Origin of the sequence: Dokdonella sp. (assembly GCF_035511235.1) — a bacterium.
Lineage (GTDB): Bacteria > Pseudomonadota > Gammaproteobacteria > Xanthomonadales > Rhodanobacteraceae > Dokdonella.
In genome coordinates this window covers 57,013-76,151 of record NZ_DATKFQ010000036.1, presented here as the reverse complement: position 1 = coordinate 76,151, position 19,139 = coordinate 57,013, and the positions used below count along the sequence as shown (strand labels likewise).

The 19,139-nt window shown below is 68.8% G+C and carries 22 protein-coding genes; 13 read left to right on the top strand and 9 right to left on the bottom strand.

The annotated features are described in order from the left end of the window. Positions 1-42: 42 nt before the first annotated feature. The 4 genes from VMR06_RS15355 to asnS are packed head-to-tail and all read right to left on the bottom strand — an operon-like array spanning position 43 to position 2,882. A complete protein-coding gene (locus tag VMR06_RS15355) occupies positions 43-831 on the bottom strand; it encodes an SDR family oxidoreductase (RefSeq protein ID WP_325377882.1) in 789 nt (262 codons plus the stop codon). Beyond that, complete coding sequence (locus VMR06_RS15350; protein ID WP_325377880.1) at positions 831-1,169, bottom strand: hypothetical protein; 339 nt, start codon at positions 1,167-1,169, stop codon at positions 831-833. Before VMR06_RS15350 ends, VMR06_RS15355 begins: the two co-directional genes overlap by 1 nt. Then, positions 1,162-1,473, bottom strand: coding sequence for a hypothetical protein (locus tag VMR06_RS15345; protein ID WP_325377878.1), 312 nt, complete (start codon positions 1,471-1,473; stop codon positions 1,162-1,164). The genes VMR06_RS15350 and VMR06_RS15345 overlap by 8 nt, the downstream gene beginning before the upstream one ends. Then, positions 1,473-2,882: an asparagine--tRNA ligase gene (asnS, locus tag VMR06_RS15340; RefSeq protein ID WP_325377876.1), complete on the bottom strand. Its 1,410-nt coding sequence runs from the start codon at positions 2,880-2,882 to the stop codon at positions 1,473-1,475. The genes VMR06_RS15345 and asnS overlap by 1 nt, the downstream gene beginning before the upstream one ends. A gap of 186 nt (positions 2,883-3,068) precedes the next feature. Between asnS and VMR06_RS15335 the strand changes: the two genes are divergently transcribed. The 7 genes from VMR06_RS15335 (at position 3,069) to radA (ending at position 9,025) form a co-directional block, all read left to right on the top strand. Continuing rightward, positions 3,069-3,407: an iron-sulfur cluster assembly accessory protein gene (locus VMR06_RS15335; protein WP_325377874.1), complete on the top strand. Its 339-nt coding sequence runs from the start codon at positions 3,069-3,071 to the stop codon at positions 3,405-3,407. A 156-nt stretch (positions 3,408-3,563) separates the two neighbouring features. Beyond that, entirely contained in the window at positions 3,564-4,025 is a 462-nt protein-coding gene (gene rpsF, locus VMR06_RS15330; RefSeq protein ID WP_325377872.1) for a 30S ribosomal protein S6, read from the top strand. Between the two features lie 36 nt (positions 4,026-4,061). Continuing rightward, entirely contained in the window at positions 4,062-4,289 is a 228-nt protein-coding gene (gene rpsR / locus VMR06_RS15325) for a 30S ribosomal protein S18 (protein WP_067645960.1), read from the top strand. A gap of 118 nt (positions 4,290-4,407) precedes the next feature. Continuing rightward, positions 4,408-4,854 carry a 50S ribosomal protein L9 gene (gene rplI, locus VMR06_RS15320; protein WP_325377867.1) on the top strand — a complete coding sequence of 149 codons (447 nt, stop codon included), beginning with the start codon at positions 4,408-4,410 and terminating at the stop codon, positions 4,852-4,854. 214 nt (positions 4,855-5,068) lie between these two features. Beyond that, positions 5,069-6,457 carry a replicative DNA helicase gene (locus tag VMR06_RS15315; protein ID WP_325377863.1) on the top strand — a complete coding sequence of 463 codons (1,389 nt, stop codon included), beginning with the start codon at positions 5,069-5,071 and terminating at the stop codon, positions 6,455-6,457. A gap of 109 nt (positions 6,458-6,566) precedes the next feature. Next, positions 6,567-7,646, top strand: a complete 1,080-nt coding sequence (gene alr / locus VMR06_RS15310; RefSeq protein ID WP_325377859.1) for an alanine racemase — start codon at positions 6,567-6,569, stop codon at positions 7,644-7,646. After that, positions 7,646-9,025, top strand: coding sequence for a DNA repair protein RadA (gene radA / locus VMR06_RS15305; RefSeq protein ID WP_325377857.1), 1,380 nt, complete (start codon positions 7,646-7,648; stop codon positions 9,023-9,025). Before alr ends, radA begins: the two co-directional genes overlap by 1 nt. 333 nt (positions 9,026-9,358) lie before the next feature. Here radA and VMR06_RS15300 read toward each other — a convergent pair whose 3' ends face one another. Next, complete coding sequence (locus VMR06_RS15300) at positions 9,359-10,159, bottom strand: cytochrome C assembly family protein (protein ID WP_325377855.1); 801 nt, start codon at positions 10,157-10,159, stop codon at positions 9,359-9,361. A gap of 135 nt (positions 10,160-10,294) precedes the next feature. On the opposite strand from VMR06_RS15300, the gene ffh reads away from it, so the two are divergent. The 6 genes from ffh (at position 10,295) to htpG (ending at position 15,834) form a co-directional block, all read left to right on the top strand. Continuing rightward, positions 10,295-11,671: a signal recognition particle protein gene (ffh, locus tag VMR06_RS15295; protein ID WP_325377853.1), complete on the top strand. Its 1,377-nt coding sequence runs from the start codon at positions 10,295-10,297 to the stop codon at positions 11,669-11,671. A 162-nt stretch (positions 11,672-11,833) separates the two neighbouring features. Then, on the top strand, positions 11,834-12,094 hold the full coding sequence (rpsP, locus tag VMR06_RS15290) for a 30S ribosomal protein S16 (RefSeq protein WP_325377851.1): 261 nt from the start codon (positions 11,834-11,836) through the stop codon (positions 12,092-12,094). Positions 12,095-12,099: 5 nt separating this feature from the next. Next, complete coding sequence (gene rimM, locus VMR06_RS15285; RefSeq protein WP_325377849.1) at positions 12,100-12,609, top strand: ribosome maturation factor RimM; 510 nt, start codon at positions 12,100-12,102, stop codon at positions 12,607-12,609. A 20-nt stretch (positions 12,610-12,629) separates the two neighbouring features. Further along, positions 12,630-13,406, top strand: coding sequence for a tRNA (guanosine(37)-N1)-methyltransferase TrmD (gene trmD, locus VMR06_RS15280; protein WP_325377847.1), 777 nt, complete (start codon positions 12,630-12,632; stop codon positions 13,404-13,406). Positions 13,407-13,440: 34 nt separating this feature from the next. Next, on the top strand, positions 13,441-13,809 hold the full coding sequence (gene rplS, locus VMR06_RS15275) for a 50S ribosomal protein L19 (protein WP_325377845.1): 369 nt from the start codon (positions 13,441-13,443) through the stop codon (positions 13,807-13,809). A 150-nt stretch (positions 13,810-13,959) separates the two neighbouring features. Beyond that, positions 13,960-15,834, top strand: a complete 1,875-nt coding sequence (gene htpG / locus VMR06_RS15270; RefSeq protein ID WP_325377843.1) for a molecular chaperone HtpG — start codon at positions 13,960-13,962, stop codon at positions 15,832-15,834. 98 nt (positions 15,835-15,932) lie between these two features. Here htpG and VMR06_RS15265 read toward each other — a convergent pair whose 3' ends face one another. From VMR06_RS15265 to VMR06_RS15250, 4 genes are all read right to left on the bottom strand, one after another. After that, positions 15,933-16,466 (bottom strand): hypothetical protein, encoded by a 534-nt coding sequence (locus VMR06_RS15265; RefSeq protein ID WP_325377841.1) that lies wholly within the window; start codon positions 16,464-16,466, stop codon positions 15,933-15,935. Continuing rightward, positions 16,459-17,019, bottom strand: coding sequence for a sigma-70 family RNA polymerase sigma factor (locus tag VMR06_RS15260; RefSeq protein ID WP_325377839.1), 561 nt, complete (start codon positions 17,017-17,019; stop codon positions 16,459-16,461). Before VMR06_RS15260 ends, VMR06_RS15265 begins: the two co-directional genes overlap by 8 nt. A gap of 143 nt (positions 17,020-17,162) precedes the next feature. After that, positions 17,163-18,197, bottom strand: a complete 1,035-nt coding sequence (locus tag VMR06_RS15255; RefSeq protein ID WP_325377837.1) for a hypothetical protein — start codon at positions 18,195-18,197, stop codon at positions 17,163-17,165. 169 nt (positions 18,198-18,366) lie between these two features. Next, positions 18,367-19,080, bottom strand: a complete 714-nt coding sequence (locus tag VMR06_RS15250; protein ID WP_325377835.1) for a 2OG-Fe(II) oxygenase — start codon at positions 19,078-19,080, stop codon at positions 18,367-18,369. Between the last annotated feature and the right edge of the window lie 59 nt (positions 19,081-19,139).

Here is a 19,139-nt window from a genome sequence, read left to right as displayed (position 1 = left end):
CGGAGATCGGCCCGGTCGGCAGCGGGCGCAGTCGGGCGCCGTTCAGAGCGAGAGCGTGCGGCCTCCGTCGACCGGCACGTTGACGCCGTTGACGTAGCCGGCCGCCGGCGAGGCGAGGAACGCCACGACCTGGGCGATGTCCTCCGGCTCGGCGAAGCGGCCGGCCGGCACGCTGGCCAGCATGCCCTGCACGATGTCCTGGACGTCCCGTCCGGTCGCGCGGACGCGATCGGCCAGGATCTGGTCGAGCCGGCCGGTCCGCGTATAGCCCGGCAGCACGTTGTTGACGGTGATGCCGTAGCCGCCGAGTTCGCCGGCCAGCGTCTTGGCCCAGTTCGCGACCGCGCCGCGGACCGTGTTGGAGACACCGAGATTGCGGATCGGTTCCTTCACCGAGGTCGAGATCACGTTGACGATCCGGCCGTAGCCGGCCGCCTGCATGCCGGGCAGGGTCGCCTGCAGCACCGCCTGAGCGGCGATCAGGTGCTGATTGAAGGCCGCGAGGAATGCCTCGGCGCCGGCATCGCTGGCGCGGCCGCCCGGCGGACCGCCGCTGTTGTTGACGACGATCTGGATCGGGTGGGCGCTCGCGACGGCCTCGATCCGCGCGCGCAGCTGCGCCGCATCGCTCATGTCGGCCGCCACGTAGCCGTGGTGCTGGCCGTCGCGCCGGCGCGGCAGTTCGGCGGTCAGGTCCTGCAGGCGCGCCTCGCTGCGCGCCAGGACGGTCACGTCGGCGCCGAGCTGCGCCAGTTCGATCGCGGTGGCGCGGCCGATGCCCTGCGAGGCGCCGCAGACCAGGGCGTGGCGTCCGGTGAGATCGAGGTTCATCAGGCGTGTCCGACCAGCTTGACGATCATCTGCGGGATCAGATCCGCGTCGTCGTCGCCGCGCGGCGGCTCGGTCGAATCCAGATCGAAGCCGAGCACGGCTGCGTCCTCCTCGTCGAGACCGTCGAGCGCGCGGAATTCCGCGTCGAGCAGCGCGGCGCGGCCGGCCTGGTCGTCGTCGTAGCGCAGCACGCGACCGTCGCAGTCGAACACCTCGGCGATGCCCGAGTCGAGCACCGACAGCCGCGCCCAGATCAGCGTGTCGCCATGGACCGCCAGCCACCATTCGACCTCGACGGCTGGATCCTCCGCCGCGAGCGGTTGTTCGTTGTCAGACATAGCCGATGCCCTTGGAGACGATGACGCAAACGATGCCGGCGAGGATCGACCACACGCCGATGCAGCCGGGCAGGGCGATCGCGTTGAGCGCGGTATCGCCAGCGGCGCGATAGCGCGCGCGCAGGAACCAGCCGATCATGCGCGGCGCGGCGATGTTGGCGCCGAGCTCGGCGCGCAGCGCCGGATGCTTGTCGCGCACATGCACGACCGACAGGATGCCGATGATGACGTAGGTGGTCAGGCCGGCGACGATCAGGCCCAGCCCCATGATCAGCAGGAACTCGCGCGAGGCGCCGACCAGCATCAGTATTCGGCCTGGCCGGGCGCGCGCGGGAACGGAATCGCGTCGCGGATGTTGGACAGACCGCACACGTAGACCAGCAGGCGCTCGAAGCCCAGGCCGAAGCCCGCGTGCGGCACGCTGCCGTAGCGGCGCAGGTCGCGATACCACTGGTAGTGCGCGGGGTCGAGACCGAACTGGCCCATGCGGGCGTCGAGCAGGTCCAGACGCTCCTCGCGCTGCGCGCCGCCGACGATCTCGCCGATGCCGGGCGCGAGCACGTCCATCGCCGCGACCGTGCGGCCGTCGTCGTTGAGGCGCATGTAGAACGCCTTGATCTTCTCCGGGTAGTTCATCACGACGACCGGACGGCCGACGTGTTCCTCGGCCAGGTAGCGCTCGTGCTCGGTCTGCAGATCGGCGCCCCAGGCGACCGGGTACTCGAACGACCTGCCCGAGCGCGACAGGATCTCGATCGCCTCGCCGTAGTCCACGCGCGCGAACGGCGCCGACAGGAACGTCTCCAGGCGCGAGATCGCGGTCTTCTCGATGCGCTCGGCGAAGAACGCCATGTCGTCGGCGCGTTCGTCGAGCACCGCCTTGAAGACGTACTTGAGCAGCGCCTCGGCGAGATTGGCGTCGTCGTCGAGATCGGCGAAGGCGATCTCCGGCTCGATCATCCAGAACTCGGCCAGATGGCGGGTGGTGTTGGAGTTCTCGGCGCGGAACGTCGGGCCGAACGTGTAGACCTTGCTGAGCGCCAGACAGTAGGTTTCGGCGTTGAGCTGGCCCGATACCGTCAGGAACGCCTCGCGGCCGAAGAAATCGCGATGGAAGTCGACCGCGCCGCGATCGTTGCGCGGCAGGTTCATCAGATCGAGCGTCGAGACGCGGAACATCTGGCCGGCGCCTTCGGCGTCGGACGTCGTGATGATCGGCGTATTGACCCAGTAGAAGCCGTTCTCGTGGAAGAAGCGGTGGATCGCCTGCGCGATCGTGTGGCGCACGCGGCTGACCGCGCCGAACAGGTTGGTGCGCGGCCGCAGATGCGCGACCTCGCGCAGGAACTCCAGCGAATGCGGCTTGGGCTGGATCGGATAGGTCTCCGGATCGTCGACCCAGCCGAGCACCTCGATCGCGCTGGCCTGTATCTCGAAACCCTGCCCCTTGCCCTGCGAGGCGACCAGGGTGCCGCTCGCCACGACCGAGCAGCCGGTGGTCAGCCGCGCGATCTCCTCGGCGTAGTTGGGCAGGTCGTTCGTCGCGACGACCTGGATCGGATCGAAGCACGAGCCGTCGCTGACCGTCACGAACGACAGTCCGGCCTTCGAATCGCGCCGTGTGCGCACCCAGCCGCGCACCGTGATCGCGCTGCCGGGCGCGACGGCGCCGGACAGTGCGTGCTTGACGTCGACGACGATACCCTCTGACATGGTTTCCTCTGGCGGATCGGATGTGGGCGGGCCGCCGCCGTCGCCAGGGGCCTGGAACGGCCTTGAAACGGCGCCTGCGGCAGCCATCTGGACGGGACGCCCGATAGACCGTTCATGATAGCCCATCCGATGGGCCGAACGGCCGCGGTGCTACACTCGATTCCGTTCGACTCCGACGCCTCGCCCATGACGATCCAGCTCACTCCAGCCGCCCAGGCGCGCATGCGCGACTTCATCGCACGCAGCGAAGGCCGCGCCGAGGCGGTCCGCTTCGGCATCAAGCGCACCGGCTGCTCGGGCTACGGCTATACCGTGGACCTCGCCGAATCGGTCGGCGCGGACGACCGCGTCTTCGAGACCGGCGGCGTGCGCGTCGTCGTCGAGCGCAAGTGGCTGCCGTTCATCGACGGCACCGAGATCGACTTCCAGCGGCAGGGGCTCAACGCCACGTTCGTCTTCCGCAATCCCAACGCGACCGGCGCCTGCGGCTGCGGGGAGAGCTTCACGGTCGACGCCCCGGCCTGATTTTCCTTTGCCGACGCGCGCTTGCGGACCGGCAGCGGTTCGACTACCATGCGCGCCCCCTCGTCGACCCCGGGTCGGCGAGGCGTCCTTGCCTCACCGCCGCAGCCGCGCCGGGAGGCTGCCCCCGCCTCGCGCGGACATCCACAAGGTAATGCCATGCGTCAGTATGAAATCGTGTTTCTGGTCCACCCTGACCAGAGCGAGCAGGTTCCCGGCATGATCGAGCGCTACAAGGCGCTGATCGAGAACGACGGCGGCAAGGTCCACCGTCTGGAAGACTGGGGCCGCCGTCAGCTGGCCTATCCGATCCAGAATCTCGCCAAGGCCCACTACGTGCTGATGAACGTCGAGTGCGGCCAGGGCGCGCTGAACGACCTGGAGACCGGCTTCCGCTTCAACGATGCGGTGCTGCGCCATCTGATCATGAAGCGCGAGGACATCGTCACCGAGATGTCGGCGATCATGAAGAACAAGGACGACAAGGGCGGCGAGCGCCGTCGTCGCGACGAGGAAGGCTTCGGCGGCGACAGCTTCGACGACGAGCCGCGCCGTCGCGCGCCGCGCAACGCCGAGGCCGGCGCCGAGAGCGCCTCCGCCGACGCCCCGGCCGCCGAGTAAGCCGGCCGACCCCCGACCCGTCCAGGAATCCATCCCATGTCCAAGATGTTCTTCCGCCGCAAGAAGTTCTGCCGCTTCACCGCCGAAGGCGTGACCGAGATCGACTACAAGGATCTCAACACGCTGCGCCAGTACGTGACCGAGACCGGCAAGATCGTGCCGAGCCGCATCACCGGTACCAAGGCGCGCTACCAGCGTCAGCTGACCACGGCGATCCAGCGCGCGCGCTTCCTCGCGCTGCTGCCGTACAGCGACAGCCACTGATCCGGCCCGCGCGCCGCGCCCGAGAGGGATGCGGCGCGCCGACCGCCCTCATCGTCCTCATTCGGACAGCCCACGCTGCACCGGCCGGGCCGGTGCTAACGAATACGGAGCCCGTTTCATGGAACTCATCCTTCTTCAGAAAGTGAAGAACCTCGGCAACCTCGGCGACAAGGTCAACGTCAAGCCGGGCTATGGCCGCAATTTCCTCGTGCCGCAGGGCAAGGCCGCGCCGGCGACCGCCGAGAATCTCGCGCAGTTCGAGCAGCGCCGCGCCGACTACGAGGCCAAGGCCAACCAGCAGCTCGCCGGCGCCGAAGCGCGCAAGGCCGCGCTGGAGAGCGCCAGCGTCACGCTGACCGCGCACGCCAGCCCGGAAGGCAAGCTGTTCGGCTCGGTCGGCCCGCGCGACATCGCCGAGGCGTTCACCGAGGCCGGCCACGCGCTCGGCAAAGGCGAGGTCGTCCTCGCCGACGGCCCGATCCGCAACGTCGGCGAGTACGAAGTGCCAGTGCATCTGCACGCCGACGTGCACACGACGATCAAGGTCATCGTCGTCGCCGGCTGACCGGACGATTCCACGGATGATCGACGGGCGCTTCGGCGCCCGTCTTTTTTTGCGCCGGGGCCGGTGGCGTCCACAGGATGCCAGCCGGGTTATCCCCAGGCTGCGCGGCGCTTGTCCACAGGTTTTCCCGCGCGCGTCCACATAGTTGTATCTCGACAGGCGAGACGCGCTTGTCGATGATGGCCCCGCCCCCGTCGTCTCCGGTCCCGACTCCATGCCCGCCTTTTCCGAACGCAAGAGCGCCGCCAGCGTCGAGGCGCTGCGCGTGCCGCCGCACTCGATCGAAGCCGAACAAGCCGTGCTCGGCGGCCTGATGCTGGCGCCCGAATCCTGGGACCGCGTCGCCGACCGCATCGGCGAGGATGACTTCTACCGCAAGGATCATCGTCTGATCTTCCGCGCGATCGGCGAGCTGTCGGCCAAGAACATGCCCTACGACGCGATCACGCTCGGGGAATGGTTCCAGTCGCAGAATCTGGCCGAGATGGTCGGCGGCGTCGGCTACGTCGTCGAGCTCGCCAACACGACGCCGAGCGCGGCCAACATCGTCGCCTACGCCGACATCGTGCGCGAGAAGTCGGTGCTGCGGCAGCTGATCGACACCGGTACCGAGATCGCCGGCACGGCCTACCAGCCCGAGGGCCGCTCGAGCCAGGAGCTGCTCGAATCGGCCGAGCAGCAGGTGTTCCGGATCGCCGAGGCCGGCGCGCGTGGGCGCAAGGGCTTCGTGCCGATGCGTCAGGCGGTCAAGGACGCGTTCCAGATCCTGCATCATCGCTACGAGAACCGCGGCTCGATCACCGGCCTGACGACCGGCTTCACGGATCTCGACGAGAAGACCACCGGCCTGCAGCCGTCGGACCTGATCATCCTCGCGGCGCGTCCGTCGATGGGCAAGACCGCGCTGGCGCTGAACCTGGCCGAGGCGGCGGCGATGCGCGGCAAGAAGGCGGTCGCGGTGTTCTCGATGGAAATGTCGGCCTCGCAGCTGGCGTTCCGACTGATCTCCTCGCTCGGCCGCATCAACCAGCAGCATCTGCGCACCGGCGACCTGGCCGAGGAGGAGTGGCCGCGCGTGACCAGCGCGATCACGATGCTCTCGGAAGTGAAGATCTTCATCGACGACACGCCGGCGCTGTCGCCGGGCGAACTGCGCGCGCGGTCGCGCCGGCTCAAGCGCGAGCACGATCTGGGGCTGATCGTCATCGACTACCTGCAGCTGATGCAGGTGCCCGGAAACACGGAGAACCGCGCCACCGAAATTTCAGAAATCTCGCGTGGACTCAAAGCGCTGGCCAAGGAGCTGGACGTGCCGGTGATCGCGCTGTCCCAGCTCAACCGCTCGCTCGAGCAGCGTGCCGACAAACGACCGATGATGAGCGACCTGCGCGAGTCGGGCGCCATCGAGCAGGACGCCGACCTGATCATGTTCATTTACCGCGACGAGTACTACAACCCCGATTCGCCCGACAAGGGGCTGGCCGAAGTGATCATCGGCAAGCAGCGAAACGGTCCGACCGGCACCGTCAAGCTGACGTTCCTCGGCCAGTACACGAAGTTCGAGAACTATGCCTCGGACAGCTATTCCGGCAGCTTCGAGTGAAGCGGCGGCGACGCGCCGGCTGCGCCGGATCTCGATGTGCGTCCGATTCCGGCCGCGCTGCGCCGGCCGTGCGCGGCCGCTTGGTTCCTTGAGCGGGAGCGTCTGAGGCATGCGCGCCAGCAGCGCGACGATCCACATCGACGCCTTGCGCGAGAACCTGCGGCGCGTGCGCGAGCTCGCGCCGGGCCGCAAGGTCATGGCGATCGTCAAGGCCGATGGCTACGGACACGGCCTGGAACGCGTCGCGCGCGCCTTGCAGGGTGCCGACGGCTTCGGCGTCGCCTGCATCGCCGACGGCCAGCGTCTGCGCGCCGCCGGGGTCTCGCAGCGCATCGTGGTGCTGTCCGGCCTCGACGAGCCGGCCGATCTGTCGGAAATGCGCCGGCTCACTCTCGAATCGGTGATCCACCATCCGGTCCAGATCGACTGGCTCGCGGCCGATCGCGATTCGCGACCGCTGCGCGTCTGGCTGAAAGCCGATACCGGCATGCACCGGCTCGGCTTCGCGCCGCAGCAGGTGCGCGATGCCTACGCGCGGCTGCGCGAGCTGCCGAGCGTGCATCGCGACATCGGGCTGATGACGCATTTCGCCAATTCCGACGCGTTCGACGATCCGCTGACCACGCGCCAGATCGACGCGTTCGAGGCGGCCACGGCCGGACTCGCCGGCGAGCGCGCCCTGGCCAACTCCGCCGGCGTGCTCGGCTGGCCCGAAGCGCACGGCGACTGGGTCCGCGCCGGTGGCGCGCTGTACGGCATCTCGGTGGTCGAGGGGCGGGTCGGCGCCGATTTCGGCTTTCGGCCGGCGATGACGCTGTCGAGCCGCCTGATCGCGATCAACCGCCTCGCGCGCGGCGACCGGATCGGCTATGCGTCGACCTGGCAGTGCCCGGAGGACATGGCGGTCGGCGTCGTCGCGATCGGCTACGGCGACGGCTATCCGCGCTCGGCCGCGAGCGGCACGCCGGTGCTGCTCGACGGCCGCCCGGCGCCGATCGTCGGCCGCGTCTCGATGGACCTGGTCACGATCGATCTGCGCGCGCACCCGGAGGCGCGGATCGGCGATCCGGTGATCCTGTGGGGGCGCGGTCTGCCGGTCGAGGACGTCGCGGCCCATGCCGGCACGATCGGCTACGACCTCACCTGCGGCGTCACGCGGCGCGTGCGCTTCACCGAGGAGGCCGGCTGATGGCCAAGGCGCGCACCGCCTACGTCTGCACCGAATGCGGCGCGGCCCATGCCAAATGGCAGGGCCAGTGCACCGAATGCGGCGTCTGGAACACGCTGAGCGAGATCGTCGTCGAATCGGAGAAGGCCGCGCCGGCTGCGCGGCGCGGCGGCTATGCCGGTGCTTCGGGGCCGGCCAAGGTCACTTCGCTGGCGAGCGTCGCCGGCGAGGCCGAGCAGCGCAGCCCGACCGGCATCGGCGAGCTCGACCGCGTGCTCGGCGGCGGTCTGGTCGCCGGCTCGGTCGTGCTGATCGGCGGCGATCCGGGCATCGGCAAGTCGACGCTGCTGTTGCAGACGCTCGGCACGATCGGCCAGCGCCTGCGCGGCCTCTACGTGACCGGCGAGGAGAGCCTCGCCCAGGTCGCCGCGCGCGGACAGCGGCTCGGCGTGCCGCTCGACGGCGTCCAGGCGCTGGCCGAGACCTCGATCGAACGCATTCTTGCCGAAGCCGCCGAGGCGCGTCCGCAGGTGCTGGTCGTCGATTCGATCCAGACGATCTGGACCGAGCTGCTGACCGCCGCGCCCGGCTCGGTCAGCCAGGTGCGCGAGGCGGCGGCGCGGCTGGTGCGCTTCGCGAAGGAGACCGGCACCAGCGTGTTCCTGGTCGGTCACGTGACCAAGGAAGGCGGCATTGCCGGCCCGCGCGTGCTCGAGCACATGGTCGACGCCGTGCTGTATTTCGAGGGCGAATCGGGCAGCCGCTTCCGCATCCTGCGCGCGTTCAAGAACCGCTTCGGCGCCGTCAACGAACTGGGCGTGTTCGCGATGGCCGAGAAGGGCCTCAAGGAAGTGCCCAATCCCTCGGCGATCTTCCTGTCCGCGCATGCACAGCCGACGCCGGGCAGCGCAGTGATGGTGACGCGCGAGGGCACCCGCCCGCTGCTGGTCGAAGTCCAGGCCCTGGTCGATGCCTCGCCACTGGCCAATCCGCGCCGCGTGACGCTGGGGCTCGAGCAGAACCGCCTGGCGATGCTGCTGGCGGTGCTGCACCGGCACGGCGGCGCGGCCGTCTACGACCAGGACGTCTTCGTCAACATCGTCGGCGGCATCCGCGTGCAGGAGACCGCGGCCGACCTGCCGGTCGTGCTGGCGGTGCTGTCGAGCTTCCGCGACCGGGCGCTGCCGGACAAGCTCGTCGCGTTCGGCGAGATCGGGTTGTCCGGCGAGATCCGTCCGGTGCCCAACGGCGAGGAGCGCCTGCGCGAGGCGGCCACGCACGGCTTCCGCTACGCGATCGTGCCGAAGGCCAATGCGCCCAAGCGCGGCAGTCTCGGCGATCTGAAGATACTCGGCGTCGACCGGCTCGGCGACGCGCTGACGGCCGTGCACGATCTCTGACCGCCACGCGCGCGCTCGGTCGCGCGCCATGGACGCAGGACGCAGGACGCAGCCGATCGTGGTCGGCGCGGACGCGGTACGCAGGTCGTATTCGCGCGCGCCGATCGAGATCGGCGGTCAGCACGAGCGGGCACGGGAGCGCTGTCTCGTCGTCGCCCGCCGCGCGGCGTCCTTGCGCCGACGCGCCGAGACGGGTGCCGGCCGACGGCGGCCAGGACGCGTCCCTAGACACCGGCTCGCCGCCGGCCGGTGCAGGACAGGCGGGCGTGGCCGGACCGAGGCATGATCGGCCGCCGCCGTGCGAGGCCGCACGCGCAGGTTGCCTTCCGGCCGTCAGAGGCCCTTCTTCAGCACCAGCTCGAGCACGAACTTGCTGCCGAAGAACGCCAGCAGCAGCACGGCCATGCCGATCAGGGTCAGGCGCACGGCGCGGCGGCCGCGCCAGCCCCAGCGCCAGCGCCCGAACAGCAGCAGGCCGAACACCAGCCAGGACGCGATCGACAGCACGGTCTTGTGGACCAGGTGCTGCGCGAAGAGGTCGTCGACGAACAGCACGCCGCTGACCAGGGTCAGCGTCAGAAACGCGAAGCCGGCCGCGATCAGCCGGAACATCAAGGCTTCGGTCAGCGTCAGCGGCGGCAAGGCGCGGATCAGGCTCGAATCGAACGCGCGCCGGCGCAGGGCGCGTTCCTGCAGCGCCAGCAGGATCGCCAGCAGCGCGGCGATGCTGAGCAGGCTGTAGGCGAGCAGCGCGAACCCCGCGTGCAGCGTGATCTGCCACTCCAGCGGCTGCGGATGCGTATCGGGCGCGACGTAGACGTCGATCGCGAGCAGCGCCGCAGCCAGCGGGAACACGATCACGCCGAGGCCGGCGACCGGCCGGAACAGGTTGACCAGCAGGGTCAGCGCCGCGACGCCGAAGCCGGCCAGCGACAACGCTGCGAAGAAATGCAGGTCGAGCCCGCCGCGGTGCATGCCGAAGATCAGCGTGGCATGGACGGCGGTCGCCAGCGTCGCCAGCAGCAGCGCGATGCCGCGCGCCGGCGCCGGCAGGCGTGCGATCGGCAGCGCGAGCAGGATCGCTGCGATCACGTAGTCGGCGATCGCGAACGCGCTGAGCAGGGAGGTCGGCATGCCGCGAGTGTCGCATAGCGGCGCGGGCATCGGAACGCAGCTGCGGGCCCGCGCGCCGGCGGCGGCCGGCACGCCGGGGCGCGCCGCCGCGCTGATATACTCGCCGGCCGTTTTTTCGTGCCGCCGCCGATCGCCATGTTCGAATCCCTCAGCCAGCGTCTATCCTCGACGGTCGAGCGCCTGCGTGGCCGCGGACGCCTGACCGAGTCCAATATTCGCGAAGCCCTGCGCGAGGTGCGCGTCGCGCTGCTGGAGGCGGACGTGGCCCTGCCGGTGGTGCAGGCCCTGATCCAGCGTGTGCAGGTGCGTGCGATCGGCCAGGAGGTGCTCAAGAGCCTGACGCCGGGCCAGGCTCTGATCAAGGTGGTGCGCGACGAGCTGACCGCGGTGATGGGCACCGCGAACGCCGACCTCAATCTCGCCGCCGCGCCGCCGGCGGTGATCCTGATGGCCGGCCTGCAGGGCGCTGGCAAGACGACGACGGTCGCCAAGCTCGCGCGGTTCCTGCGCGAGCGCCGCAAGAAGAAGGTCATGGTCGTCAGCTGCGACGTCTACCGGCCGGCCGCGATCGAGCAGCTGCGCACGCTGGCCGAGCAGGTCGACGTGCTGTTCCACCCATCGACCGGCACCGATCAGCCGATCGCGATCGCGCGAGCGGCAATCGATGCGGCGCGCAAGAACTTCGCCGACGTGCTGATCGTCGACACCGCCGGCCGTCTGCACGTGGAGGCGGCGATGATGGACGAGATCAAGGCGCTGCATGCCGCGCTCGATCCGGTCGAGACGCTGTTCGTCGTCGATGCGATGACCGGCCAGGACGCGGCCAACACCGCCAAGGCGTTCTCCGAGGCACTGCCGCTGACCGGCGTGGTGCTGACCAAGACCGACGGCGACGCGCGCGGCGGTGCGGCCCTGTCGGTGCGCTACATCACCGGGCGGCCGGTCAAGTTCATGGGTGCCGGCGAAAAGCCCGACGCGCTCGAGCCGTTCCATCCCGATCGCGTCGCGCAGCGCATCCTCGGCATGGGCGACGTGCTGTCGCTGGTCGAGGAGGTCGAGCGCAAGGTCGATCAGGAGAAGGCGCAGAAGCTCGCCGAGAAGGTCATCAAGGGCAAGCGCTTCGATCTGAACGACATGAAGGATCAGCTCGAGCAGATGGTCAACATGGGCGGCATGTCGTCCCTGCTCGAGAAGCTGCCGGGCGTCAGCGCGCTGCCCGATCAGGTCAAGTCGAAGGTCAACGACAAGGAGGTGCACCGGATGATCGCGATCATCAATTCGATGACCAAGAAGGAGCGCCGTCATCCGGATCTGCTCAACGGTTCGCGGCGGGCCCGCATCGCGCGCGGCGCCGGACAGCAGCCGGCCGACGTCAACCGTCTGCTCAAGCAGTATCAGCAGATGGAAAAGATGATGGCCAAGCTCGGCAGCGGCGGCATCAAGGGCTTGATGCGCCAGATGAAGGGCGCGATGCGCGGCATGGGCGGCAGTGGCATGCTTCCGCCGCGCTGAGCGGAACCCGCGCCGCCGGCGCCGGCGGCCTAAACCCGTATCGGGCTTTCATTTTTTCGCGTTTCGGCTAGAATACGCGGCTCGCTCGGCCGGCCTTCGTACACGATCGTGCGCGGTCGCCCGGCCGGCTCACATTTTCACCCAAGAATTCAGAGACTTACAATGGTCAAGATTCGCCTGTCCCGTGGCGGTGCCAAGAAGCGGCCGTTCTACCACATCGTCGTGACCGACGAGCGCAATGCGCGTGATGGCCGCAACATCGAGCGCATCGGCTTCTTCAATCCGATCGCCGCGGGCAAGGACGTGCGTCTGCAGATCGACACCGACCGCGTCAAGCAGTGGGTCGCCAAGGGCGCCCAGCTGACCGGCCGCGTGCAGGCGCTGTACAAGGAAGCGGCCAAGTCGCCGGCTCAGGCGGCCTGAGCGGCATGACCGAGGACCGGCTGATCCTGCTCGGCAGGATCGTCGGACTTTACGGCGTACAGGGTTGGGTCCGGCTGGAGTCGTGGACCGAGCCCCGGATGCAGATCTTCAGCTACCAGCCGTGGCTGTTGAAGACGGCCTCCGCGGAGAGGGAATTCCGGGGAAGTCACGGGCGCGAGCAGGGCAAGGGCATCGTCGCCCAACTGCCCGGTGTCGCCGACCGCGACGAGGCCGCCGCCTGGATCGGCGCCGAGATTCGCGTGAGACGCTCGGTATTGCCGCGTCCGAAGCAGGACGAGTACTACTGGGTCGATTTGGAAGGACTGGCCGTCGTCACGGTCGACGGGGCGAGTCTGGGCACGGTGTCGCATCTGATCGCGACCGGCGCGAACGACGTCCTGTTCGTCGTCGACGGCGAGAAGGAACGGTTGATTCCGTTCGTGACCGGGCCGTTCGTCAAGGCAGTGGATTTCGATGCACGCCGCATCGTGGTCGACTGGGATCCGGAGTTCTGATCGGTGTGGGTACGGGCGCGATGCGGATCGACGTCATCACGCTGTTCCCCGACCTGATCGAGGCCTGTGCCGGTGCCGGCGTGGTCGGCCGGGCGAGGGAGCGGGGGCTGCTTGAGGTTCGCACCTGGAACCCGCGCGACTTCGCCACCGACAACCATCGCACGGTCGACGATCGGCCGTTCGGCGGCGGCCCGGGCATGGTGATGATGGTCGGTCCGCTGCGCGATGCCCTGGAACGGGTGCGTGCCGCGGGTGGTCCGGCCAGAACGATTTACCTGAGTCCGCAGGGAGCGCGGCTCACGCAGGCCAAGGTGGCGCAGCTCGCACGCGGACCGCGTCTGGTCCTGCTGTGCGGTCGCTACGAGGGCGTGGACGAGCGCCTGCTGGCCGAAGCAGTGGACGAGGAAGTCTCGATCGGCGATTACGTGCTGTCCGGCGGCGAGCTGGCGGCAGCGGTGCTGATCGATGCGATCGGACGGTTGCAGGAAGGTGCGTTGAGCGACGCGCAATCGGCACAGCAGGATTCGTTCTCGGACGGACTGCTCGACTGTCCCCACTACACGCGGCCGGTTCGCGATGCGTGGGGCGAGGTGCCGGCGGTGCTGCTGTCGGGCGACCACGCCGCGATCCGGCGCTGGCGCCGCAAGCAGGCGCTGGGGCGGACGTGGCTGCGCCGGCCGGATCTGCTGGCGCGGGTCGAGCTGGACGCCGAATCGCGACGATTGCTGGACGAGTTTCGCCGTGAGTACGTGACGGCACGGGATCAGGCAGAAGCGGGCAAGGACCGGACTGGCTGAAACAAACTACAACGATCAACATTTGGTGAGTGTCATGAGCAACATCATTCAGCAGTTCGAAGCCGCCCAGATGACCCGTGAGCTGCCGGCTTTCTCGCCGGGCGACACCGTGGTCGTCAACGTGAAGGTCAAGGAAGGCAACCGCGAGCGCGTGCAGGCCTACGAAGGCGTGGTGATCGCCAAGAAGAACGCCGGCCTCAATTCGGCGTTCACGGTCCGCAAGATCTCGCACGGCACCGGCGTCGAGCGCGTCTTCCAGACGCACAGCCCGATCATCGACTCGGTCGTCGTCAAGCGTCACGGCAAGGTGCGCGGCGCCAAGCTGTACTACCTGCGCGGTCTCGAGGGCAAGGCGGCCCGCATCAAGGAAGACCTCAGCGCTCATGCGAAGAATCAGGCCTGATTGAAGTCTTGGAGCATCGAGTCGCGTCTGTGCTCCTCGTCGCAAACCGGCTGCCGCAAGGCGGCCGGTTTGTTTTTTTGGGCGGATTGAAAGCGGACTCCGGCGCCCTCATAGGCGCGGCAGATCATCTACGGGAGGAGACCGTCCCACATGACTGCAAGCGCTGAAACCCGCCGCTTCGAGGCGGAGGTGGCCCAGGTCCTGCACCTGGTCACCCATTCGCTGTACTCGCACAAGGAGATCTTCCTGCGCGAGCTGATTTCCAATGCGTCCGACGCGCTCGACAAGCTGCGCTTCGAGGCCTTGGCGCGCCCCGAGCTGCTCGCCGGCGACGCCGATCTGCACATCGATCTGAGCTGGGATCCGGACGCCGGCACCTTGACGCTGACCGACAACGGCATCGGCATGAGCCGCGAAGAGGTCATCGACAACATCGGCACGATCGCGCGTTCGGGTACGCGCCGGTTTCTCGATGCGCTGTCGGGCGACGCACGCAAGGACAGCCGTCTGATCGGCCAGTTCGGCGTCGGTTTCTATTCGGCCTTCATCGTCGCCGACCAGGTCACGCTGACGACGCGCCGCGCCGATGCGCCCGAGGCCGAAGGCGTGCGCTGGGAGTCGAGCGGCACCGGCGAATACTCGCTCGAAACCCTCGCGGTGCCTGAACGCGGCACGCGGATCGTGCTGCATCTCAAGGCCGACGAGCGCGAGTTCCTCGATGGCTGGAAGCTGCGCGACCTGATCGCGCGCTATTCCGATCACGTCGCGTTCCCGATCCGCATGCAGGCGTCCAAGGACGGCAAGCCCGACGGCGAGTTCGAGGCCGTCAACCAGGCGTCCGCGCTGTGGATGAGGCCCAAGTCCGAGCTGACCGACGCCGACTACCAGGCGTTCTACAAGTCGCTCGGCCACGACTTCAACGATCCGCTGGCCTGGACGCACAATCGCGTCGAGGGCAACCAGAGCTACACCCTGCTGTTGTACGTGCCGGGCGCGCAGCCGTTCGACGCGATGCTCGGCGGCCGCGACGAGCGCAAGGGCCTCAAGCTCTACGTCCGTCGCGTCTACATCATGGACGGCGCCGAGCAGCTGCTGCCGCCATGGCTGCGCTTCGTGCGCGGCGTGGTCGATTCGGACGATCTGCCGCTCAACGTCAGCCGCGAGCTGCTGCAGGACAACCGTCTGGTCGCGCAGATTCGCGCCGCCTGCATCAAGCGCGTGCTCGACCTGCTCGAGAGACTCGCCAAGGACGACCCGGCCAAGTTCGCGCAGTTCACGCGCGAGTTCGGCAACGTCCTCAAGGAAGGCATCGCCGACGATCCGGCCAATCGCGAGCGCATCGCCAAGCTGCTGCGCTTCGCATCCACGCACGGCGACAGCGCCGACAAGACCGTATCGCTCGAGGACTACGTCGGGCGCATGCAGGCCGACCAGGACGTCATCTGGTACGTGACGGCCGATTCGTTCGCCGCAGCCAAGGGCAGCCCGCAGATCGAGGCGCTGAAGGCGCGCGGTGTCGAGGTGCTGCTGATGTTCGAGCGCATCGACGAGTGGATGATCGGCTATCTCGGCGAGTTCGCCGGCAAGAAGCTGCGCCACGTCGCGAAGGGCGAGTTCGAGGCGGCCGGCGGCGCCGATGCCGAGCAGCGCAAGCAGGTCGAGGACGCCGCGGCCGGCGTCGTCGACAAGCTCAGGCAGTCGCTCGGCGAGCGCGTGCGCGACGTGCGGGTCAGCCATCGGCTGACCGACTCGCCGGCCTGTCTGGTGCTCGACGAGCACGACATGGCCCTGCATATGCAGCGCCTGCTGCGCGAGGCCGGGCACGACGTGCCGGCCAGCCAGCCGGTGCTCGAGGTCAATCCGGCGCACGCGCTGGTCAAGCGTTTCGAGGCCGAGACCGATCCGGGCCGCGCGTCCGATCTGGCGCTGCTGCTGCTCGATCAGGCGCAGCTGGCCGGCGGCGGCGCGCTGGACGATCCGGCCGCGTTCGTGCAGCGGCTCAACCGCGTGATCCTGGGCGCCTGATCGGCACGATCGGCGCTACGGTCCGCCGCAAAAAAGAAGAAGGCCCCGGTTTCGAACCGGGGCCTTCGCGTTTCGGGATGAGCCGACGCCGGGGGCGATCAGCTGCCGTTGAATTCCGAGTGGAACAGCTTGTCCTGTCCGCCTTGAGCGCCCGACTCGCCGTTGGACCAGGCGAAGATGCTGTCCTTGGTCGTGAAGATGCGGTCGCTCTTGTGCTCGGCGTAGATTCCGTTCGATGCGCCATCGATCGAGCCGGGACCGATGCGATGCGTCGACCACAGGCCGAGCACGGCCATCAGACAGGCGCCCATGCCGGCCCAGCGGACCGTCCTGGTGCGCCGTGCGGTCGCCGCGATCGGGCGCGCACGCCGGTCGAGACGGCGGCCGTGGCTGCGGTCGTAGCGGGCGAGGTCGGTCGCGAGCGCCTGCGAATCGTCCTCGAGGACCGCCAGCATGCGGACCAGGTCGGCTTCGGCCGGCGACGCGGCCAGGCGGCTGACGACGGCTTCGCGGCGCTCCGCCGGCAACGAGCCGGCCGCAGCGGCGACAAGCGTGTCGGCATCGAGAGCGACGGGACCGGCGCTGCGCGCGGTCAGGTCGCGGTAGAGCTGGGCCAGGCGGTTGTCATTCATCGAAGTCACCATGTCCACATTCGCGCAGGCGGGATTTGAGTTCGTCCATGCCGCGCGATACCAGTTTTCGGGCCGCTTCGGCGGAAACTCCGACCGAATCGGCGATCTCCTGCAGCGAAAAGCCCTGCAGGTGCAACGTGATCGGCAGGCGCCGCCGCTCCGGGATCGAATCAAGGCAGCGCGCCAGATCGTCCATGCGTTCGCTGTCGCTGGCCTGTCGATCGGGGCCGGCGGCCGCATCCGGGAGCGGGGACGCCTCGCTGTCCTCGTCAGGCAGGGGCTCGGCTGCCCGAACCTCCGCCCTGCGCAGGGCATCGACGACCGCGGTCGCCACCACTCTCTGGATGTAAGACGCATGAAAGGCCGCAGACCGGTCACGCTCGATCGCACGCCAGAGGCGGATGCGGACTTCCTGCTCGACGTCGGCCGGGTCGATGCCACGCTGATCGAGGCCGTGGGACTGCAGCAGGCGGCGCACGCGGGCGCCGTAATCGCGCAACAACTGCTCGAGGCGGGCCTGTATCGGATCGGATGGCGGTGGCGGTGGCGGCATCGCAACGGCAGTCGTGAAAAGAGCGTTATGCTCACCGACTGGGCGCGCCGTGGCAATCCCGGAACCGGGTGCGAAGCACGTGGCTTGCGAAGAAAACGCCGCGAACGATGGCCGAGCGGTTCCGGCGACCGCTGCCGGCGGACTCAGAGGTCCTGACGATACTGCACGTACGGCACGCGATTCTGCGTGGCCTCGGCATCGCGGCCGTTGGCGTCGATCACCGGCGTCAGCTGGCTTTGCGTGCCGAGGCTGAGCTCGCCCTGCCACGGCGTGCGCCATGACACGCCGAAGTCGAACGTCGTCCAGCGCTTGCCGGTCAGCAGCGGATCGGGCGACACCGCGGTGCGGCCGATGATGCTGCCGCGCAGGCTGCCGCTGCTGATCGCGAGACTGAGGCTGGTTTCCTGCAGGTCCAGCCCCGGCAGCGCGAGCGTCGACGGCGCACCGCCGAACGGCGTCAGGCGGCTGCGGCCGAGGCCGGCGCCGAGATCGAGCAGGGTTCCGTCACCGAGCCGCATGCGCGCGTTCGCGACAACGCCGTCCGCCGAATCGAGCTGATAGAGCCCGGACTGCGACCGGATCAGATCGGCCAGTCCGTCGCCGTAGACGGCCGACGGGGGCGAGCCCCACGGCACGCTCGGCTCGGTCGAGCGCAGCCATGACAGGCCGTATGACAAATCCAGCGCACCGCTACCGCTGCCGGATGTCCAGCCCAGGCCGAGACTGCCCTGCATCCAGCCGGCGCTGGCCGGCGCCGGCGCGGTCGAGAACAGGCAGTCGCTTCCGGCGCCGATGCAGGCATTGCGCGACCAGGACTGCTGACTGAACAAGGCGTCGACGTGAAGACCTTGCGGGCTCTGCCAGCGCAGGCCGCCCGAGAGGAGGTTCGATACGTCGATGAGCCGCCAGTCGGCGGCGATGCCGGAGGCCGTCGTCGCCGACCAGCGCGATGCGAGACTGCCGGTATTGGAGAAATCGACCAGGGCGACCAGGCGGCCGTTGGCATCGGACCACACCGGCACGACCTGGGTGTCCGGGGTCAGCAGGGCCGCCGGCAGCTCCGGCACCAGGCGGGAATCGACGATCAGCTCGCCGGCCGGCGGCATGCCCGACGTCTGCGCGTTCCCCAGCAGGGGAAGCGACAGTGCGAGCAGCAGGCTGGCGCAACGCAGTTTCATCAGGAGGCAGTCGTCGGGACGCACGGGGCAGGGGTGTCGCTTCGACCCGCGGGTCCGGCGCGAGTTCCCCCAGTTGAGAGGCGTCGCGACAGCCGGGTCGATCGGTCGCGATATTAACCGATTTTACGAAAGCCTAACAGCACCGATAGTGCGAACGCTTCGACAGGATTCAGCGCGGATGAGCGGCGTTCGGACCGCGGCCGGCACCGAATCGGCGGTCCAGCCGTCCCAGCAGCCGCTTGAGCCAGCGCGAGAAGCGGCCGCGCCGGGTCTTGCGGCGTTTCTCCGACTCGTCGGTCAGCCAGGCGACCTGGATCACGCGGCGCTCGCCCTCGTGCGGCAGATGGCCGTGGAACGAGTTGTCGGCGCGGCCGAACACCACGAAAGTGCCGTAGACCGGCCGCACTTCGGGTACGACCAGATCGTCGATGTCGTCGATGCGGTTCAGGAAGCGCAGGCAGCCCTCGCTGGTCGCCGGCCAGGAGCGGTTGAGATAAAGCAGGGCGGTCGCGATCTTCGAGCGGCTGTCGGTGTGGATCGTGCCGTGCCGGCGGTTGAGATGGCGGCAGATCGTGACCAGGCTGGGGCGGTGCCCGAGCCCTTCGATGCCGAGCGCGCGGCCGATCCGGTCGGCGAATTCGGGCGCGGTGAGCTCCTCGATCAGCCGGTTGACCGCCGGTCCGCAGTCGTCGGGCTCCCACGGGAAGAAGCCTGCCGACCGGTAGCGCGGGAAGTCCCGATCGAGCGCGTCGGCGGCAGCGGCCGGCAGCTGATCCTCGGCGATCAGAAACGCGAATGGCGCATGGCGGACGAGGACGTCGGGGCGGCGCAGCCGCTCGGCGTCGAGCAGCGGCGTCGCGTCGGGGAGAGCGGTCGCAGTCATCGGCGCATTGTACGCCGCGGTGCCCCCGCTTCGATGGACAGCCGGGCAGCTCGACTCTA

What these genes read in the sequence shown, in the direction of transcription:
- VMR06_RS15355 (WP_325377882.1), bottom strand. Translation starts at nt 831, where the DNA reads ATGAACCTCGATCTCACCGGACGCCACGCCCTGGTCTGCGGCGCCTCG.
- VMR06_RS15350 (WP_325377880.1), bottom strand. Translation starts at nt 1,169, where the DNA reads ATGTCTGACAACGAACAACCGCTCGCGGCGGAGGATCCAGCCGTCGAG.
- VMR06_RS15345 (WP_325377878.1), bottom strand. Translation starts at nt 1,473, where the DNA reads ATGCTGGTCGGCGCCTCGCGCGAGTTCCTGCTGATCATGGGGCTGGGC.
- asnS (WP_325377876.1), bottom strand. Translation starts at nt 2,882, where the DNA reads ATGTCAGAGGGTATCGTCGTCGACGTCAAGCACGCACTGTCCGGCGCC.
- VMR06_RS15335 (WP_325377874.1), top strand. Translation starts at nt 3,069, where the DNA reads ATGACGATCCAGCTCACTCCAGCCGCCCAGGCGCGCATGCGCGACTTC.
- rpsF (WP_325377872.1), top strand. Translation starts at nt 3,564, where the DNA reads ATGCGTCAGTATGAAATCGTGTTTCTGGTCCACCCTGACCAGAGCGAG.
- rpsR (WP_067645960.1), top strand. Translation starts at nt 4,062, where the DNA reads ATGTCCAAGATGTTCTTCCGCCGCAAGAAGTTCTGCCGCTTCACCGCC.
- rplI (WP_325377867.1), top strand. Translation starts at nt 4,408, where the DNA reads ATGGAACTCATCCTTCTTCAGAAAGTGAAGAACCTCGGCAACCTCGGC.
- VMR06_RS15315 (WP_325377863.1), top strand. Translation starts at nt 5,069, where the DNA reads ATGCCCGCCTTTTCCGAACGCAAGAGCGCCGCCAGCGTCGAGGCGCTG.
- alr (WP_325377859.1), top strand. Translation starts at nt 6,567, where the DNA reads ATGCGCGCCAGCAGCGCGACGATCCACATCGACGCCTTGCGCGAGAAC.
- radA (WP_325377857.1), top strand. Translation starts at nt 7,646, where the DNA reads ATGGCCAAGGCGCGCACCGCCTACGTCTGCACCGAATGCGGCGCGGCC.
- VMR06_RS15300 (WP_325377855.1), bottom strand. Translation starts at nt 10,159, where the DNA reads ATGCCGACCTCCCTGCTCAGCGCGTTCGCGATCGCCGACTACGTGATC.
- ffh (WP_325377853.1), top strand. Translation starts at nt 10,295, where the DNA reads ATGTTCGAATCCCTCAGCCAGCGTCTATCCTCGACGGTCGAGCGCCTG.
- rpsP (WP_325377851.1), top strand. Translation starts at nt 11,834, where the DNA reads ATGGTCAAGATTCGCCTGTCCCGTGGCGGTGCCAAGAAGCGGCCGTTC.
- rimM (WP_325377849.1), top strand. Translation starts at nt 12,100, where the DNA reads ATGACCGAGGACCGGCTGATCCTGCTCGGCAGGATCGTCGGACTTTAC.
- trmD (WP_325377847.1), top strand. Translation starts at nt 12,630, where the DNA reads ATGCGGATCGACGTCATCACGCTGTTCCCCGACCTGATCGAGGCCTGT.
- rplS (WP_325377845.1), top strand. Translation starts at nt 13,441, where the DNA reads ATGAGCAACATCATTCAGCAGTTCGAAGCCGCCCAGATGACCCGTGAG.
- htpG (WP_325377843.1), top strand. Translation starts at nt 13,960, where the DNA reads ATGACTGCAAGCGCTGAAACCCGCCGCTTCGAGGCGGAGGTGGCCCAG.
- VMR06_RS15265 (WP_325377841.1), bottom strand. Translation starts at nt 16,466, where the DNA reads ATGAATGACAACCGCCTGGCCCAGCTCTACCGCGACCTGACCGCGCGC.
- VMR06_RS15260 (WP_325377839.1), bottom strand. Translation starts at nt 17,019, where the DNA reads ATGCCGCCACCGCCACCGCCATCCGATCCGATACAGGCCCGCCTCGAG.
- VMR06_RS15255 (WP_325377837.1), bottom strand. Translation starts at nt 18,197, where the DNA reads ATGAAACTGCGTTGCGCCAGCCTGCTGCTCGCACTGTCGCTTCCCCTG.
- VMR06_RS15250 (WP_325377835.1), bottom strand. Translation starts at nt 19,080, where the DNA reads ATGACTGCGACCGCTCTCCCCGACGCGACGCCGCTGCTCGACGCCGAG.